The organism is Streptomyces sp. Rer75 (genome assembly GCF_013414305.1).
Lineage (GTDB): Bacteria > Actinomycetota > Actinomycetes > Streptomycetales > Streptomycetaceae > Streptomyces > Streptomyces himastatinicus.
Window position 1 is genome coordinate 9,843,344 of sequence record NZ_CP058693.1, and the last position, 17,418, is coordinate 9,860,761.

The following is a 17,418-nucleotide window of genomic DNA, read 5'->3' on the forward strand; positions in this document are numbered from 1 at the left end:
GCACCCCCGATATGTGATCGGCATATAGTCACTCCATGCAGCTCAACGGGCTCCCGTTCCCCGGCCGCGAACGAGAGCAGGCGGTGCTGGCCTCGGTCGTCACCGACCTGGAGGCAGGTCGTCCGGCTGTCGTCACCGTCTCCGGACGGCCCGGCTTCGGCCAGGGCCCGCTGCTGCGCTGGACGGCCGAACTCGCCGAGGAGCGGGGGCTGCGCGTCCTGCGCGCCCAGGCCACCCTGGGCGAGAGCAGACTGCGCTACGGCGTGGTGGAACAGCTCCTGACCACCATGGACGGGCTGACCGACAGCTCGCTGGGCGCGCTGGCCGAACCGGAACGGGACGACCGCCTGCCCGGCCTGGCCGAACTGCTGCGCAGCGCCCGCGACCGGCCGACCCTGGTGGTCGTCGACGAGGTGGAATGGCTGGACCCGGACTCCCGGCGCTGGTTCGGGGCCCTGGTGCGGCGGCTGCCCGGGATGCCGGTGTCGCTGCTGGCCAGCAGCAGCGGCGTCAGCCACTGGGGCTGGTGCGGCGGTGACCCCTTCCCCGGACCGGTGCCCTCCCGGCAGCTCGCGCTGTCCGCGTTCACGCTGCGGGACGTCGCCACCCTGGTGACGACCGTGTGCGGAACGTCCGGGCAGGAACCGTTCAACGCCGCCGCGTGCGAGATCAGCGCGGGCAACCCCATGGTGCTGCACGAGGCGCTGCGCCAGTTCACCGCCCTCGGATGGGTGCCGGTCGCCGAACGGGTCCCGGAGCTGCGTGCGCTCATCGAGGCCATCTGCGGCGAGTACGTCGCCCGCGCCCTCAGCGGACTGTCCGACACCGCCGTCGCCGTGGTGCGCGCCCTGGCCGTCTGCGGTGAACTCCTCGACCTGCCTCAGCTGTACGCACTCGCCGGACCCCGCGCGGCGAGCGAACCGGGCCTCGGCGCGGCGCTGGAGGCCAGCGGCCTCGCCACCGCCTCCGACACCGGGATGCGGCTGTGCTGCCCGGAGGCGCGGAAGTGGATCCTGGAGGAGATGACCGCCGCCGAACGGGCCGAACTGCACGCCCGGGCCGCCGAACTCGCCCACCGGGCGGCCTTGCCCGACGAGGACATCGCCCGGCTGCTGCTCGACGCCCGCCCGCTCGGCGAACCCTGGGCGATCCACGTGCTGCGCCGTACCTGCGCCGCCATGCTCCGCGCCGGCCGCCCCGACCGCGCGATCGCCTGCCTCTCCCGAGCCCTGGAGGAGCCGCTGGACCCGGCCGAGCGCGCCCAGCTGGGCCTGGAGCTGGGCGCCATCGAGGTGCTGACCGCCCCCGAGGCGAGCGACCGGCGGCTGGCGGAGATCGTCCGGAGCGGCGGCGACGCACCCGCCCGAGCCCGGGTGCGCGCCGCCGACCTGGGACTCACCCGCGGCGGTGTGGAGAGCCTGCGGTCCGCCGTGGCACACGCGCTGCCCACCGCCCACGGCGCCGAACGGGAGGCCCTGGCCGGGCTGTTCCGGCTCACCGAGCGCGGCCGCCCCGACGACGCCGACCTGCTGCTGCCCGAGATCCCCCCGCTGCCCGCCCGCCCCACCGACCCGGCACAGGCCGCCGCCCGCGCCAGGCAACTCGCCCTGCACGGTGAGGACCTGCCCACCGCCAGGGCGCTGGCCCGGCTCGCGTTCACCGGCGAGCCCGGCAGCGACGTACTGATCCTGCCCCGGATCACGGCCGGGCGGATCCTGCTCCTGACCGACGACCTGGACGAGGCCGAGGCGCGGCTGGACGCCCTGCACGTCGACTTACGGCGGCGCAACGCCCGGGCCGCCGCCGCACTCGTGCTGGCCGTCCGGGGCGAACTGAACCTGCGGCAGGGGCGGCTCGACGCGGCCGAACGGGACGTCGCCGCCGCCGGGCGCGCACTGCCCCACACCCACTGGCATCCGTACCACGTCTCCTATCTGACGGGGCTGCGGATCACCGTCGCCCTGGACGGCGGTCGCGTCGACGAGGCCAGGGAGCTGGCCGACGCGCCCGCTCCGGTCGGCGCACGGGACAGCGTGTCCTTCGGCCATCTGCTGTTCGCCAGGGCGATGGTGGCCTCCCGGGACGGCCGGCTGCCGGAGGCGCTGGAGCTGTTCCGCGCCTGCGGCAGGCGGCTGCTGCGCCACGACCGGGCCAACCCCGCCCTGATGCCCTGGCGTTCGATGGCCGCCGGGGTGTGCCACGCGCTCGGCGACCACGAGGAGGCACAGCGGCTGAGCCGGGAGGAGATCGCGCTGGCCCGGCGGTGGGGCGCGGCCGGCACCCTCGGCGTGGCCCTGCTGGGCGCCGGGCGGGTGGCCCGCGAGGCCCGCGCCCACCGGCTCCGCGAGGCCGTGCACAGCCTGCGCCCCACCGCGGCCCGACTCGCCTACGCCGGGGCGCTGATCGACCTGGCCACCACCGAACTGGACGCGGGGAACCGGCAGGCCGCCGCCCCCCTGGTGGCCGAGCTGTTCACGTTCACCACCACCCACAGGCCCTCCAGCCGACTGGCCGGGCGGGTGCGTACGCTCGCCGAACGGCTGGGCCAGTCCGCCGCGCCCGGACCCGGACCGCACCCCGCCTGGGCGACGCTGACCGAACCCGAGCGGCGCACCGCCACCCTCGCCGGACTCGGCCACGGCAACCGGGAGATCGCCGAGATGCTGTCGGTGACCCGGCGCACGGTGGAACTGCGGCTCAGCGGCGCGTACCGCAAGCTGCGCATCGGCGGGCGCGCGGAACTCCACGCACTGGTGCGGGCAACGGAGGGATACGGCACGGATGTTGCATGAGCGGGACACCGAGGCGGCACAGGTCAGGGACGCCCTGAAGGCCGCCGCCGCGGGCACCTCGTCGCTGCTGCTGCTCACCGGCCCGCTCGGCATCGGCCGGACCGCGCTGCTCCAGCGGTTGCCCCAGCTGGCCGGGGAGGACGTCCGCGTCCTGCGCGCCAACGCCGCACCGATGGAGCAGGACTTCGCCTTCGGCGTGGTCCGTCAGCTCTTCGACAGCCTGCTGACCGGAGCCCCGCCCGAGCAGAGCGAACGATGGCTGCGGGACCACGGCGACTTCGCCCGCATGGTCCTCGCCGACGACACCCTGCCGCTGGGCGAGTCCGGCTCCGTCAGCCCGTCCGAGACGGTGCTGAACGGACTGCGCTCCCTGCTGGCCGACGTCGGCGCCGACCACCCGCTGCTGATCCTGGTGGACGACCTCCAGTGGGTGGACGCCCCCTCGCTGCGCTGGCTCGCCTACCTGGTCAAGCGGCTGCACGGGCTGCGCGCCGTCCTCGTCTGCGCCCTGCGCGACGGCGATCCGGGGGCCCGGCGGCTGACGCTGCGCGAGATCACCGACTCCGCACAGCGGGTGCTGCGCCCGGCGCCGCTGTCCCTCGCGGCCGCCAAGGCGATGGTCCTCGACCAGTTCGGCGAGCCGGGCGACGAGGACTTCGCCCGCGCCTGCCACGAGATCTCCGCGGGCAACCCCCTCTTCCTGAGGTCGGTCCTGGTGACGCTCGCCGCAGCCGGCCACAGCCCCACCGCCGGGCACGTCGAGACGGCCCGCCGGCAGCGCCCCGCCCAGCTGCGCGAGTGGCTGGCCGGTTGCATGCGCACCCAGCCGCAGCCGGTACGGGACCTGGCCGCGGCGATCGCCGTCCTCGGCGACCAGGGCGAACCCGACCTGATGGCCCGGCTGGCGGGCCTGGACCCGATCGGCTTCGCCGCCGCGCTGCGCGTCCTCGGACAACTCGGCCTGCTGGCGGCCGAGAAGGAGCCGCGCTTCCTCCACCGTGTGGTGCAGGACGCCGTCGAGTCCTCGATGACCGTCGCCGAGCGCGACCGGCTGCACGACGCCGCCGCGGCCCTCCTCTACCGCAACGGCTCCTCCGCCGAACTGGTCGCCGCCCAGCTGATGGCCGTCACTGCCTCACAGCACCCCTGGGCGGTCGAGGTGCTGCGGGCCGCGGCCGACACCGCGTTGCGCCGGGGCGCGCCGGACATCGCCACCCGCTATCTGCGGCGCGCGCTGCTGGACGCCGCGCTGTCCGGCGAGACCCGCGGGCGGCTGCTGATCGACCTGGCCACGGCGGAGCGCGGATGGGACCCGGCCGCGTGCGAGCGCCACATTTCCCAGGCGATACCCCTGCTGACCACGCCGCGGCAGCGGGCCGCCGCCGCCCTGCGGATCTCCCCGACCGTCGTGGGGGTGGCGCCGCCCGCGGTCCTCGACCTGTTCCACCAGGTCGCCGAGGACCTGGGGCCCGCGGCCGCCCTCGACGGCTCGGCGCGTGACGTGGCCCTGCGGCTGGAGGCGCGGCTGTGGTACGCCGGGTACGAGGACCCGGCGGAGCTGGCCGCGGCCGTGGAGCGGCTGTCCGCGCTGGGCGAGGAACCGCCGCTCGGCTCGACCGCCGAACGCGAGCTGGCCGTCGTGCTGCTCGATGCCGCGATGCTCACGACCCGGCGGCCGGCCGCCGAGGTCGCCCGGCTCGCGGGCCGCGTCCTGGAGCGCGAACCGGCCACCGCGGACCGGGTCCACTCACCGCTGCCGCTGGTCGCCGTCGCGATGGTCGCCGCCGATTCGGTACGGGGCATCAACTCCTGGCCGGAACCCGAGCGGCACTCCGCGCGGCAGGACGTCACGGCCGTCGACGCGCTCGTCCACGCCGAGCAGGCGCTGATGCTGCTCGCGCGTGGCCGGGTGGCCCGGGCCCGGGAGCCCGCCGAGCGCGCGATGCGGCTGGCCGGGGCGCACTGGTCGGAGGCCGGGATCCTCGCCACCGTCGCCCTCACCGGCGTCGCCCTGGAGCTGGAGGACAGCGAACTGGTCGAAGGACTGCTGGACGAGGCCGGGCGGCGCCGGTCCGCCAGCCTCGCGCTCACCGCCTCGCTCCAACTCCTCAAGGCGTCCCAGGACGCCCGGTACGGCCGCTGGACCAGCGCGCTGGACACCCTGCTCGCCTGCGGCCGACAGCTGGAGGCGGCGGGCTGGCGCAATCCCGTCCTCTTCCGGTGGCGGCCCTGGGCGGCCGCACTCCAGCACCGCATCGGAGACTCCCGCGCGGCGCTGGCGCTCGCCGAGGAGGAACACGCCCGGGCCGAGGCCTGGGGCGCCCCCGTCGCGCTGGGCCGCGCCCTGCGGCTCAAGGGCCGGCTGTGCGACGGCGCCCGGGGCACCAATCTGCTGCGCGAATCGGCCGACGTGCTGCGCGCCTCGGCCAACGAACTCGAACTCGCCCGCTCGCTCACCCTGCTGGCCCGGCGGCTGGACAACGGTCCGGAGTCGGTGGCCATGCTGCGGGAGGCCGGAGCCCTCGCCGCGGCCTGCGGCGCGCCCTGGCTGGTCGAGCAGGCCGAGCAGGGGCACGGTGCGCCCGCACCGCGGCCCGAGGCCGCGCTGACCCGTACCGAACGCACCGTGGTCTCCCTGGCCGGTGGCGGCCTCACCAACCAGGAGATCGCCGACCGGCTCGGCGTCACCTCCCGCGCGGTCGAGAAGCACCTCACCCACGCCTACCGCAAGCTGGACATCTCCGGCCGCCGCCAGCTGATGGAGGTCCTGCCCCGCCTGGATTCGGAAATCCTGCGTTAACGGCGCTAATTCAACGCGTGTCCAACCGGCGTCTGCCCGGGCTTCCCGGCATGGCCCCGTACCGGCCGGGGGAGGGTGCGATCCGGGCAAGTTCCCCAGGTCGGCGAACCCACCGTACCGACCACCGAAACCCTGCGGTGCGGACCGAACCTCCGAGGTGCGGTACCACAGGATTGGGCGACGCCACCCTGCTGACGTTGACTCATGCGTGGGGATCTCCCTAGTCTCCATTCCGTAAAAAGCATTCGAATTGAATAGCCGCGGCATTCATCCCCGGTCATTCGTATTCGGTCATTGATGAACAGGAAGGGATGGCAGTCCCTTGGCAGTTTCCGCTCTAGCAGATTCGGCTCGGCCAACCCCCAACGAGCTCGAATGTGACCAGATCGAGTACGCGGATCTTCTGCGCCAGTTCGACCAGCCGGGGGCGTGTGTCGTCTGTCTCGACCCGTCCCTGACGGTCCAGCAGGCGAACCAGGAGTTCTTCCGGCAGTTCGACGACGACTCCTCCATGAGCGTCTTCGGCCGCGACTTCTGCGACCTGGCACACCCCAGCGCCCGGCAGGCGCTGCACCATCAGCTCTCCCGGCTGGCCGACGGCACCCGCGACCGGTTCGCCTCCCAGGTGGTCGTCGTCGGAGCCCAGGGCACCGCCTTCACCAGCGCGCTCACCGCCGTCGCCGTGCGCGAGGGCACCTCGCACGTCGCCTCGCTGCTGGTGGTGCTGCGGCCCGTGGCCGGCGGCCAGGAGCTGGACATGGTGACCAGCCGCAAGAAGATCCTCAGCGAAATCGAGGCGCGCATTCTGGAAGGCATCGCGGCCGGACACTCCACCATTCCGCTGGCCTCCCGGCTCTATCTCAGCAGGCAGGGCGTCGAATACCACGTGACGCGTCTGCTCCGTAAGCTGCGGGTTCCCAACCGGGCGGCCCTGGTCTCCCGCGCCTATTCCGTGGGCGTTCTCAACGTGGGCTCCTGGCCGCCGAAGGTCGTCGACGACTTCGTGAAGTGAGCCACCGGCTCCCCGTGACGCGGCGGCGTGCGGCCCGCCGCCACGTCACGGGGAGCCGGAGCCATGGGCGAGCCGCAGCACGCTGAACGCGGTGAGCGCCACATGCAGTTGGGTGCGCTGTTCGCCCGACTCCAGATCGCAGCCGAGCACCCGCTCGATCGCGTGCAGCCGCTGGTAGAACGCCTGCCGTGACAGGCTGGCGCGCTTGGCGGCCACCGTCTTGTTGCCCGCCGCGTCCAGATAGGCGTGCAGGGTCGTCACCAGATCGGTGCCATGCCGCTCATCGTGCTGCACCAGCCGGCCGAGCTGCCGTTCCACGTACTCCTGCACCCGCATGTCGTCGCGCAGTGCGTACAGCAACTGCCGCAGCCCGATATCGCTCAGCTCATGGAACGGCTTGTCCGGCGTGCCGGGGACGGCGGCGTCCGCGACCCGCGCCGCCTGCTGGAACGAGCGCGCGGTCTGCGACAGGTCCGACACCTCGCAGCCCACGCTGACGACCGCGTCCGGATGCGACTCCCGTACGGAACGGCTCAGCCGCTCCACCAACGGCCGCCAGGGCGTGGCCGGATGGAACGCCAGCAGCACCCCCAGATGATCGCCGGGCACCGCGCCGATCAGCACCGCGGCACCGGCCGCGGCCATCTCCTCGGTCAGCCGGTCCTCCAGCTCCCCGGCCTCCTCGCCGCCCAGCCCCCGGGCCAGGGTCACGAGCGCGACGATCAGCCGCCGCCCCATGACCCGCATGCCCAGCGCCTCGGCCCGGGCCCGTGCCTCCCCGGCCGAGCGGCAGCGCTGCTCGACCAGATCCAGCAGCAGCGTGCGCTGGGCGCGCCGCTCCCACCGGGTGTGCTGGGTCAGCCGGGCGATGGTCAGGGCGGTGGCCGTGCGCTCCAGCACCATCGCGTGCTCGGGACCCACCGCCGGGGCGCCCGCGGCGTCCGGCAGCATGACCAGCCGCCCCCAGCGCTCGCCCCGGTACTCCACGGCCGTCACCAGCCAGTTCTCCGGGCCGCGCAGCTCGGTGCGGTCGGGCGAGGGCGTACCGCGCGACCGCCGCTCCCAGCCGGTCAGCACCCCCTCGACGCCATGCCCCGGCGACCCGCAGATGACCGCCCGGTGGACCAGGTTCTCCAGCACCACCGGGTGGCCGCTCAGCTCGGCGGCCATCCCCACGACCTCGTCCGGCTCGGCGCCGCGCAGGGTCAGCGCGGTGAAGGTGTCATGGACGTCCTGCGCCCGGCGCAGGGTCTCGATCTGGTTGCCGATGATCATCGAGTGGACGATCTGGGTGACCTCCACGAAGTTCACGTTCCGGGACAGCAGAACGAGCGGGAAATCCCGGGCCCGGCAGGCGTCCACCAGCTCCGACGGCGGCTCGTGGTACCGCCGGACCAGCTCGATGACCAGGCCCGCGGCACCGATGTCCGCCAGCTCCTCCACATACCGGCGCACCAGCGCGGGGTCCTCCGGCAGCGGCATCCCGGTGGTGAGGACCAGTTCCCCGCCCTTGAGGAAGGACGCCGGGTCGAGCAGTTCGGTGATGTGGACCCAGCGGACCGGACGGGACAGCTGATCATGGCCGGACACCACCTCCGGTTGCCCGGCGGCCAGTACCGGCAGCCGCAGCGCGTCGCCGAGGGTGAGCGGAGCGGAGCCGTTCATGCAGGCCACTCTGACAAGCCGGCCGACCGGGCGCAACCATCGATCACGGGTCTCCTTGACAAAGTGTCCACCAGGTCCCGGTTGACACAACGTCCATCCCGATCACCTGCCCGCGACACAATGATCATTGTCTTTCCCCGGTCCGCTCCCGCACGCTCGTAGAGTCCCGAAGCAGTCCGGTCCACCGCCGTTCCGTGGGTGTTGGGAGAGATCATGACCAATCTGTCGCCGCAGCTCCGCCAAGCCACTCCGGTGGTCGCCGTCCGCGGAGAGGGGGCCTACCTCCACGGCGAGGACGGACGGCGCTATCTGGACTTCACCGCGGGCATCGGCGTCACCAGCACCGGGCACTGCCACCCGAAGGTCGTCGCCGCCGCCCAGGAGCAGGTCGGCACCCTCATCCACGGTCAGTACACGACCGTCATGCACAAGCCGCTCCAGCGGCTGACCGCCAAGCTCGGCGAGGTGCTGCCCGAGGGCCTCGACAGTCTGTTCTTCAACAACTCGGGTTCCGAGGCCGTCGAGTCCGCGCTGCGCCTCGCCCGCCAGGCCACCGGACGCCCGAACATCCTGGTCTGCCACGGCGGCTTCCACGGCCGCACCGTCGCCGCCGCGTCCATGACCACCTCCGGGACCCGCTTCCGCTCCGGCTTCTCGCCCCTGATGAGCGGCGCCGTGGTGACCCCGTTCCCCACCGCCTACCGGTACGGCTGGGACGAGGAGACCGCGACCCGGTTCGCGCTGAAGGAACTGGACTACGTCCTCCAGACCATCTCCTCGCCCGACGACACCGCGGCGATCATCGTCGAGCCGGTGCTGGGCGAGGGCGGCTACGTACCCGCCACCGAGGGCTTCCTCCAGGGGCTGCGCGAGCGGGCCGACCGCCACGGCTTCCTGCTCATCCTGGACGAGGTCCAGACCGGCGTCGGCCGCACCGGACGGTTCTGGGGCCATGACCACTTCGGGGTCCGCCCCGACATCCTGATCACCGCCAAGGGCCTGGCCAGCGGCTTCCCGCTGTCCGGCATCGCCGCCTCCGAGGAACTGATGGCCAAGGCATGGCCCGGTTCCCAGGGCGGCACCTACGGAGCCAACGCCGTCGCCTGCGCCGCGGCCGCGGCCACCCTCGACGTCGTACGCGAGGAGAACCTCGTCGCCAACGCCGACGCCATGGGCGCCCGGCTCCGCTCCGGCCTGGAGGACGTCGCCGCGAAGACCCCCGCCATCGGCGACGTACGCGGCCTCGGCCTCATGCTGGCCAGCGAGTTCGTCACCGAGGACGGCGAACCCGACCCGGCGACCGCGGGCCGCGTGCAGCGCGCCGCCGTGGAGGAGGGACTGTTGCTGCTCCTGTGCGGCGCCTGGAACCATGTGGTCCGGATGATCCCCGCGCTGGTCGTCGACGAAGCGGCGATCGACGAGGGACTGCGCGCCTGGTCCGCCGCCGTGAGCGCTGGTACGTCCGGCACGGACTGACGCGGCCGCGCGCCGCCCATCAGCGGCCGCGCGCCGCCCATCACCCACGGGAACCCCGGCCGCCGCCCGCCACCTACGCGGGCGGCGGCCACAGAAGGAGAATGCCGCCATGTCTGCCCTGCCCACCCCTTCGTTCCCCGCAGCGGGCGACGTCCTCGCGACGGTGCCCAAGAAGCTGTACATCGCCGGGACCTGGTCCGACGCGGCCGGCGGCCTGACCATGCCGGTCGACGACCCGGCCACCGGCGAGGTGCTGTGCGACGTCGCCGACGCGAGCCCCGCCGACGGACAGCGCGCGCTCGACGCCGCCCTGGACGCCCAGGAGAAGTGGGCCGCCACCGCGCCCCGCGCCCGCAGCGAGATCCTGCGCCGCGCCTACGAACTCATCATCGAGCGCGCCGACTCGCTCGCCGCCCTGATGACGGCCGAGATGGGCAAGCCGCTGGCCGAGGCGCGCGGCGAGGCCGCGTACGCCGCCGAGTTCTTCCGCTGGTTCTCCGAAGAGGCCGTCCGCATCGACGGCGGGTACGCCACCCTGCCCGACGGCAAGAACCGCATGCTGCTCATGCGCCGCCCCGTCGGCCCCTGTCTCCTCGTCACCCCGTGGAACTTCCCGCTGGCCATGGGCACCCGCAAGATCGGCCCGGCGATCGCCGCCGGGTGCACCATGGTGCTCAAGCCCGCCCCGCAGACACCGCTGTCCTCGCTCGCCCTCGCGGGCATCCTGGAGGAGGCCGGGCTGCCCGCCGGGGTGCTCAACGTCTTCACCACCTCCCGGGCCGGTGAGGTCGTCGAACCGCTGCTGACCGGCGGCCACATCCGCAAGCTGTCCTTCACCGGCTCCACCCAGGTCGGCCGCGTCCTGCTCGGCCAGTGCGCGCCCGCCGTGGTCCGCACCTCCATGGAGCTCGGCGGCAACGCCCCCTTCATCGTCTTCGACGACGCGGACCTCGACGTCGCGGTCGAGGGCGCCATGACCGCCAAGATGCGCAACATGGGCGAGGCCTGCACCGCCGCCAACCGCTTCTTCGTCCACTCCTCCGTCGCCGCCGACTTCGCCGACCGCCTCGCCCGGCGCATGGGCGCCCTCGAGGTCGGCCCCGGCAGCCGCCCCGGCGTCGACGTCGGCCCGCTGATCGACCGGGCGGGCCGCACCAAGGTCGAGGAACTGGTCGCCGACGCCGTCGCACGCGGCGCCGAGGTCCTGGTCGGGGGCAGCACCCCCGAAGGCCCCGGCTGTTTCTACCCGCCGACCGTGCTCACCGGCGTCTCGCCCGCCAGCCGGCTGATGGAGACCGAGATCTTCGGCCCGGTCGCCGCCATCCTCACCTTCGAGGACGAGGACGAAGTCGTCGCCACCGCCAACAGCACCGAATGGGGCCTGGTGGGGTACGTCTTCACCCGCGACCTCAACCGCTCGCTGCGGGTGAGCGAACGGCTGGAGGTCGGCATGGTCGGCCTCAACACCGGCCTGGTCTCCAACCCGGCCGCCCCCTTCGGCGGCGTCAAACAGTCCGGCCTCGGCCGCGAGGGCGGGCGCGTCGGCATCGACGAGTTCCTCGAGTACAAGTACATCGCCACCCCGGCCTGACGTGTCCTCCATCGCCGCCGGGCGGGCTGTACACCAGCCCGCCCGGGTCCCCGGGGCCGGGGCTCGGGTCCGGGCGGGAGGGCCGGTCCCCGGCACGAGCCAGGCGGCCGATTCCCGCCAGCACACCGCCTCCGGTCCCCGGCACGCTGGGGCCATGTCTCACCCCTTCGTCGGCATCATCGACCGCTATCTGCTCTCCGGTTCCGAGTTCACCCGCAGGCTGCGCACGGTACGGCCGGACCAGTGGACGGCACCCACCCCCTGCGCGGAATGGGACGTCCGGCACCTCGTCAACCACATGACCCGGGGCAACCTCAACTACATCGCTCTGCTGGACGGCGGCTCGGCCGCCGACTTCCTCCGGCTCCGGGACGAGGACGCCCTGGGCGACGATCCGGTGGGCGCGTACACCCGCTCGGTGCGGGACTGTGCCGCGGCGTTCCGGAGGCCCGGCGCCCTCCAGCAGATCCTGGACTACCCCCTCGGCCCGGTGACCGGTGAACAGGCCCTCGCCGTCCGGACCACGGATTCGACCATTCACGCCTGGGACCTGGCCCGGGCCCTCGATGCTCCCGAGGAACTCGATCCGGGGCTCGTCGCCTGGGTCGAGGAGCACCTCGCCGACATCTACGCCGGCTTGGCGGAGTCGCCCGTCTCCGCCGACACCACCCACCGCTTCTTCGCCGCCCCAGGGACCCCGCCCCCGGACGGGGAGACCCGGCAGGCCCGGCTGCTGCGGCTGATGGGCCGCTGAGCGCGCTTCAGCCCGTCCGGCGTTTGAGGACCGGGGTCCGGGGCGGAGCCCCGGTTGCGGGAAGGGGCGGGTAGGGAAAGGCCCCCGCCCAGAACACCGGGACAGCCCGGGAACCGCCGCCGGGGGCGAGCCGTTGGCCTGATGGGTACGGCACGAGGAGGGGACCCATGGCCGAGTTGGTGCCCGGCGGCAACCAACCGCTGCCGGACGGCACGCTGACCATCCGCGTCCCAGGCCCCTTCGACCTGTCCGCACTGATCACCGGCGATGACGGGCAGGTCGCGGGCGACGCCGACTTCGTCTTCTTCAACCAGCCCACCGCCCCCGGCACCCGGGTCGACGGAGACACCGTCACCGTGCGGCCCGGGCAGCTGCGTCCCGGCGCCAGCCGGGTCACCGTCGTCGTCAGCCCCGCCGACCCCGGCACCCCGCTGGGGCGGCTGCCCGCGCCCGTCATGAGCGTCACCGGGAACGGCGGCGGCGCTCCGCTGGCACGTTTCGCCCCGCCGCGCCCCGGGCCGGAGACGGTGCTGCTGCTCGCCGAGATCTACCGGCGCGGCACCCGGTGGAAGGTGCGGGCGCTCGGCCAGGGGTACGCGGACGGGCTGGCCGGGGTGGCGCGCGACTTCGGCGTGGACGTCGCGGACGACGGCACCGCGGACCACCCACCCGCGCCCCAGCCCCCGACGCCCGGTGACGACGGATTCCTCGGGCTCGTCAACGCCGCCCGGTCCCGGCACGGCGTACCACCCGTGACCCTCGACCCGCGGCTGACGCGGGCCGCCGAGGCCCATGCGGCGGCCATGGCCGCCCACGGCGCGCTCGGCGCGGAGAGCCCCGACGGGACGTCGCTCTTCCACCGGATCGCGGCCAGTGGTTACGCCCCGCTCACGGTCGCCGAGCACCTGGTCTCCGGGCCGCGCACCCCGGACGGGTTCGTGGACTACTGCCTGTCCGGTGGGGAGCGCGGCGGCCCGTTCCGGGACCCGGCGGTCACCCATGTGGGCATCGGCCGGGCATCCGGCGCCGGAGACGTGTTCTGGACGGCGGTGTGGGCGCGGCCCTTCACCCCGGACGGGCTGCGCCGCCTCGCGTCCGAGGTGATCGCGCTCACCAACGCCGAGCGCGCCGCCGCCCGGCTGGCGCCGCTGGCCCCCGACCCGCGGCTGACGGCAGCGGCGCAGGCGCACAGCGACGACATGGTCGCCCGCGACTTCTACGACCACACCAGCCCCGAGGGCCGTCAGCCCTGGGACCGGGCCGCCACCGCCGGGGCCACCCACCCCGGGATCGGCGAAAACATCGCGTGCGGACAGCGCGGCCCGGCGGAGGTGGTCCGCGGCTGGATGAACAGCCCCGGCCACCGTGCCAACATCCTCAAGCCCGACTTCACGCACATAGGTGTCGGCTACGCCACGGGCAGCCGCGCCGGTACGTACTGGACCCAGGTCTTCGGCGCGAGCCGATAGAGGCGACAGCCGTCAGGTGATGGTGCCGGTACGGGACTCCAGGTCGCGCCGCGTGGCGTCGCCGTACACCCCGTCCTCGTCGCCGCGGATTCCGTACCACAGCTGGAAGCGGGCCACGGCCTCGGTGAGGGTCTGGTCGTACCGGCCGTTGACCTGTCCGCCCCGATAGACGTCGGGAATCTTCAGCAGACGCGTCTGGAGTTCGGAGACCTGCGGACCGCTGTCCCCCTGGCTCAGCACACCGGCTTGGCTCCCCGGCGGCGCCGGGACCGCCGTGGTGGGGGCGGCGGACGCGGTCGGCGAGCGGCCGGCGTCCGAGGCCGTGGGGCCGCCGCCCGGCGAGGCGACGTTGATGGCCGCGCCGCCGGGGAGGAGCAGGACGAGCGCGAGGGCGACGCCCAGCCCGACCCCCGCGACGATCAGCACGGCGGTGCGGGGGTGGCGCCGTACGGGCTCGGGCGGCGGGGCAGCGGGCTCGGGCGGCGGGTTCACGACCCCCCAGGAGTCGGACGCCGAGACCCGGGCGTCGATCTCCTGGGTTTCGTCCTCGGCGAACCGGCGCGCCTCCGGAGGGAGCGCTTCGCCCGCTCCGCCCACGTCACCCGTTCCCCCCGGGGGCCGGAACAGATGCAGGTCCTCCATCCATTCCTCCACCGGCCCGTCCACGTCCTCGCCGGACTCCGGATCCGGCCCCGCACGGAAGATCGCGGTCGGCTCGATCACGTGACGCCCGCCCATCCGGTCAGGATCGGTTTCGGCTGCCATACAGACCTCCTTGTGCCCCACGCCGTTCAGCGGGGGATACGGACGGAAGTCCGGGAAGACTCAAGCCGATCGCCATCCGGCGATCGCGGAGCCGTGACGTTCACCCGACTGCTGCGCCCGGTGCCGGGCGTCCGGAGGGAAACGATACGGAGCGGCCCCGGAAGCACCCCGAAGGGAGCACATCGATGGAGCGGACCACATGTTGCGTGGTGGGCGGCGGTCCCGCCGGGATGGTCCTCGGGCTGCTGCTGGCCCGGGCGGGCGTGGACGTCACCGTCCTGGAGAAACACGGGGACTTCCTGCGCGACTTCCGCGGCGACACCGTGCATCCCAGCACCCTGGCACTGCTGGAGGACCTGGGCCTGGCCGAGCGGTTCGCCGCCCTGCCGCAGCGTCATGTCCACTCCGTCCAGCTGCCGATCGGCGCGGACGGCGAGCTGTTCACCGTCGGCGATCTGAGCGCGCTGCCGGGCCCGTACAACTACGTCGCGATGGTGCCGCAGTGGGATCTGCTGAACCTGCTGGCGGACGAGGCCGGGAAGGAGCCGTCGTTCCGGCTCCGGATGAACACCGAGGCCACCTCCTTCATCGAGGAGCGCGGCCGGATCACCGGGGTGCGCTACCGCACCGCCGACGGCGACTCTGGTGAGCTGCGGGCCACCCTCACCGTGGCCTGCGACGGCCGCGGCTCGCTGGCCCGGCAGCTGCCCGAGCTGGGGCTGCGGGAGTTCACCTGCCCGATGGACGCCTGGTGGTTCCGGCTGCCGCGGCACGAGGGCGATCCGAGGGGTCTGGTGGGCAACGTCGGCGACCGCTTCGTGACCGCCATGATCGACCGCGGCGACTACTGGCAGTGCGCCGTGCTGATCCCCAAGGGCGCCGACGCCACCCGCCGCGCGGGCGGTCTGGACCGGTTTCTGGCCGCGTTCGCGGAGGCCACCCCGTGGATGGGCGACCGCGAGCCGGAGCTGCGCTCCTGGGACGAGGTGAAGCTGCTGGACGTACGGCTGGACCGGCTGCGCCGCTGGCACCGCCCCGGGCTCCTGTGCATCGGCGACGCGGCGCACGCCATGTCGCCCGTCTTCGGCATCGGCATCAACCTCGCCGTCGAGGACGCCGTCGCCGCCGCCCGGCATCTGGCCGGACCGCTGCGCGACGGCACGGTGGGCCTGCACGCCGTCCGCGCCGTCCAGCGCCGCCGCTGGCCCACCGCCGCGGGCACCCAGGCGCTCCAGCGCATCGCCCACGCGCGGGTCATCGCGCCGCTGCTCGAGGGGCGGTCACCGTTCGGCGACGGCAGGAAGCCGCTGCGGCTGGCGGAGGTGCTGACGAGGGCGCCGTGGCTCAAGCGGGCCCCGGCGTACTTCCTCGCGTACGGCGCGAAGCGCGAGCGGCCCCCCGTCGCGTCGCTGCTGCGCGGGGATTGATGGCCGCGCACGACGGCGGGGCCGGGTGCGCAGAAACGTATCTGCACACCCGGCCCCGCCGCATTGCGGTTCCGAAGAGCCCTCGGCTCAGACGATGCCCTCGGCGATCTCCGCCTCCTCCCGGGCGGACCCGTAGGCGGAGGGCGTGTTGTACGAACGGCGGGCGACGAACCACCAGACGGTGGCCAGGATCAGCACTGCGGCCAGCGCGATCGACGCGTAGTTCATCGAATCGACCGTCACCGGGCTGGACTGCGGCAGGCAGAACAGCACCGTCACCAGCGCCACCCACACCACCGCCACCCAGCCGATCGGCTTGCTCCAGCGGCCCAGATGCCACGGCCCCTTTTCGAACCGGTCCCCGGCGCGCAGCCGCAGGAAGACCGGGATCGCATAGGCGGGCGTGATGCCGATGACGTTGATGGCCGTCACCGCGCCGTACGCGGTCTCCGAGTACAGGGACGGCAGCGCCAGCAGACATGCCACCCCCACCGACAGCCACACCGCGAGCACCGGGGTCTGGGTGCGGGAGCTGACCCGCTGCCACAGCCGGGAGCCCGGCAGCGCGCCGTCCCGGCTGAACGCGAACACCATCCGGCTGGCCGCCGCCACCTCCGCGTTGCCGCAGAACAACTGGGCGGTGATGACGATGAGCAGCATGGCGGTGGCGCCGCCGGTACCGAGCGCGTCGATGAGGATCTGTGCGGGCGGCACCCCGGTGGCGCTCTCCTGCGTCCCGGCGTAGTCCTGGATGGCGAACGTCAGCCCCGCCAGCAGCACGAAACCGGCCACCCAGGACACCCAGATGGCGCGCACGATGCCGCGGGCGGCGGACACGGAGGCGTTGGACGTCTCCTCGGACAGATGCGCCGAGGCGTCGTAACCGGAAAAGGTGTACTGGGCGAGCAACAGGCCGATGGCGGTTACATAGAGGGGATTCGACCAGCCGGTGTTGTTGACGAACTCGGTGAACACGAATTCCGGCGACTGATGGTGGGACGGAATGATCGCCAGCGCCCCGACGATGATCGCGACTCCCGCCAAGTGCCACCACACGCTGACCGAGTTGAGCAGACTGACCAACCGCACTCCGAAGAGGTTCAGTGTGGCATGCAGCAACAGAATGCAGACGAAAATCACCATGGTCGAGCGCGGGGTGGGTTCGATTCCCCACTGCAAGTTGAGGAGAGCTCCGGTGAACTGGGCCGCGCCGTAGTCGATACCGGCGATCGCGCCCAGCAGCCCCAGCAGATTGAGCCAGCCGGTGTACCAGCCCCAGGCGCGCCCGCCGAGCCGGTCGGCCATGTAATAAAGGGCGCCCGAGGTCGGATACGCGCTGGTGACCTCTGCGAGCGCCAGGCCCACGCACAACACGAACAGCCCCACACCGGCCCAGCCCCACAGCATGACCGAGGGGCCGCCGGTGTCCAGCCCGAACCCGTACAGGGTCATGCAGCCGGACAGGATGGAGATGACGGAGAAACTGATGGCGAAATTGCCGAAGCTGCCCATGCGGCGGGCCAGCACCGGCTGATATCCCAGCTCGCGCAGTCTCTGTTCTTCGTCCCGCTGCGGTGTGGAAACCGAGCGCGACCAGGGCGTGGACATGAACGTACCTCCGGAAGGGAAAACGGGGACGGTCAGCAGAGGTGGGGAAAAGAGGCGGG

General features: G+C 73.2%; 11 protein-coding genes. 8 read left to right on the forward strand and 3 right to left on the reverse strand.

From position 1 onward, the window contains the following. The first annotated feature begins 35 nt into the window (after positions 1-35). The 3 genes from HYQ63_RS41480 (at position 36) to HYQ63_RS41490 (ending at position 6,604) form a co-directional block, all read left to right on the forward strand. Positions 36-2,792 carry an AAA family ATPase gene (locus HYQ63_RS41480; RefSeq protein ID WP_179939202.1) on the forward strand — a complete coding sequence of 919 codons (2,757 nt, stop codon included), beginning with the start codon at positions 36-38 and terminating at the stop codon, positions 2,790-2,792. Beyond that, the gene (locus HYQ63_RS41485) at positions 2,782-5,592 is read left to right on the forward strand and encodes a LuxR family transcriptional regulator (RefSeq protein ID WP_179939203.1); all 2,811 of its coding nucleotides are present in this window, start codon (positions 2,782-2,784) and stop codon (positions 5,590-5,592) included. Before HYQ63_RS41480 ends, HYQ63_RS41485 begins: the two co-directional genes overlap by 11 nt. Before the next feature lie 403 nt (positions 5,593-5,995). Continuing rightward, complete coding sequence (locus HYQ63_RS41490) at positions 5,996-6,604, forward strand: LuxR C-terminal-related transcriptional regulator (protein ID WP_179941069.1); 609 nt, start codon at positions 5,996-5,998, stop codon at positions 6,602-6,604. A 45-nt stretch (positions 6,605-6,649) separates the two neighbouring features. On the opposite strand, the gene HYQ63_RS41495 is transcribed toward HYQ63_RS41490, so the two are convergent. Further along, positions 6,650-8,269, reverse strand: coding sequence for a PucR family transcriptional regulator (locus tag HYQ63_RS41495; protein WP_179939204.1), 1,620 nt, complete (start codon positions 8,267-8,269; stop codon positions 6,650-6,652). Positions 8,270-8,482: 213 nt separating this feature from the next. Between HYQ63_RS41495 and HYQ63_RS41500 the strand changes: the two genes are divergently transcribed. The 4 genes from HYQ63_RS41500 (at position 8,483) to HYQ63_RS41515 (ending at position 13,559) form a co-directional block, all read left to right on the forward strand. Continuing rightward, a complete protein-coding gene (locus HYQ63_RS41500; RefSeq protein ID WP_179939205.1) occupies positions 8,483-9,745 on the forward strand; it encodes an aspartate aminotransferase family protein in 1,263 nt (420 codons plus the stop codon). Between the two features lie 109 nt (positions 9,746-9,854). Continuing rightward, positions 9,855-11,336 carry an NAD-dependent succinate-semialdehyde dehydrogenase gene (locus HYQ63_RS41505; protein ID WP_179939206.1) on the forward strand — a complete coding sequence of 494 codons (1,482 nt, stop codon included), beginning with the start codon at positions 9,855-9,857 and terminating at the stop codon, positions 11,334-11,336. A gap of 154 nt (positions 11,337-11,490) precedes the next feature. Next, on the forward strand, positions 11,491-12,090 hold the full coding sequence (locus HYQ63_RS41510) for a TIGR03086 family metal-binding protein (protein ID WP_179939207.1): 600 nt from the start codon (positions 11,491-11,493) through the stop codon (positions 12,088-12,090). A 167-nt stretch (positions 12,091-12,257) separates the two neighbouring features. Then, a complete protein-coding gene (locus HYQ63_RS41515) occupies positions 12,258-13,559 on the forward strand; it encodes a CAP domain-containing protein (RefSeq protein ID WP_179939208.1) in 1,302 nt (433 codons plus the stop codon). Between the two features lie 12 nt (positions 13,560-13,571). On the opposite strand, the gene HYQ63_RS45360 is transcribed toward HYQ63_RS41515, so the two are convergent. Beyond that, complete coding sequence (locus HYQ63_RS45360; protein WP_257232493.1) at positions 13,572-14,324, reverse strand: peptidoglycan-binding protein; 753 nt, start codon at positions 14,322-14,324, stop codon at positions 13,572-13,574. A gap of 185 nt (positions 14,325-14,509) precedes the next feature. Between HYQ63_RS45360 and HYQ63_RS41525 the strand changes: the two genes are divergently transcribed. Further along, complete coding sequence (locus HYQ63_RS41525; RefSeq protein WP_179939209.1) at positions 14,510-15,751, forward strand: FAD-dependent oxidoreductase; 1,242 nt, start codon at positions 14,510-14,512, stop codon at positions 15,749-15,751. A gap of 87 nt (positions 15,752-15,838) precedes the next feature. Here HYQ63_RS41525 and HYQ63_RS41530 read toward each other — a convergent pair whose 3' ends face one another. After that, positions 15,839-17,359 (reverse strand): amino acid permease, encoded by a 1,521-nt coding sequence (locus HYQ63_RS41530; RefSeq protein WP_179939210.1) that lies wholly within the window; start codon positions 17,357-17,359, stop codon positions 15,839-15,841. Positions 17,360-17,418 lie beyond the last annotated feature (59 nt).

Excerpts from the sequence above, each read along its gene's own strand:
- HYQ63_RS41480 (WP_179939202.1), top strand. The coding sequence starts at position 36 with ATGCAGCTCAACGGGCTCCCGTTCCCCGGCCGCGAACGAGAGCAGGCG.
- HYQ63_RS41515 (WP_179939208.1), top strand. The coding sequence starts at position 12,258 with ATGGCCGAGTTGGTGCCCGGCGGCAACCAACCGCTGCCGGACGGCACG.
- HYQ63_RS45360 (WP_257232493.1), bottom strand. The coding sequence starts at position 14,324 with ATGGCAGCCGAAACCGATCCTGACCGGATGGGCGGGCGTCACGTGATC.
- HYQ63_RS41530 (WP_179939210.1), bottom strand. The coding sequence starts at position 17,359 with ATGTCCACGCCCTGGTCGCGCTCGGTTTCCACACCGCAGCGGGACGAA.
- HYQ63_RS41525 (WP_179939209.1), top strand. The coding sequence starts at position 14,510 with ATGGAGCGGACCACATGTTGCGTGGTGGGCGGCGGTCCCGCCGGGATG.
- HYQ63_RS41495 (WP_179939204.1), bottom strand. The coding sequence starts at position 8,269 with ATGAACGGCTCCGCTCCGCTCACCCTCGGCGACGCGCTGCGGCTGCCG.
- HYQ63_RS41500 (WP_179939205.1), top strand. The coding sequence starts at position 8,483 with ATGACCAATCTGTCGCCGCAGCTCCGCCAAGCCACTCCGGTGGTCGCC.
- HYQ63_RS41505 (WP_179939206.1), top strand. The coding sequence starts at position 9,855 with ATGTCTGCCCTGCCCACCCCTTCGTTCCCCGCAGCGGGCGACGTCCTC.
- HYQ63_RS41485 (WP_179939203.1), top strand. The coding sequence starts at position 2,782 with ATGTTGCATGAGCGGGACACCGAGGCGGCACAGGTCAGGGACGCCCTG.
- HYQ63_RS41510 (WP_179939207.1), top strand. The coding sequence starts at position 11,491 with ATGTCTCACCCCTTCGTCGGCATCATCGACCGCTATCTGCTCTCCGGT.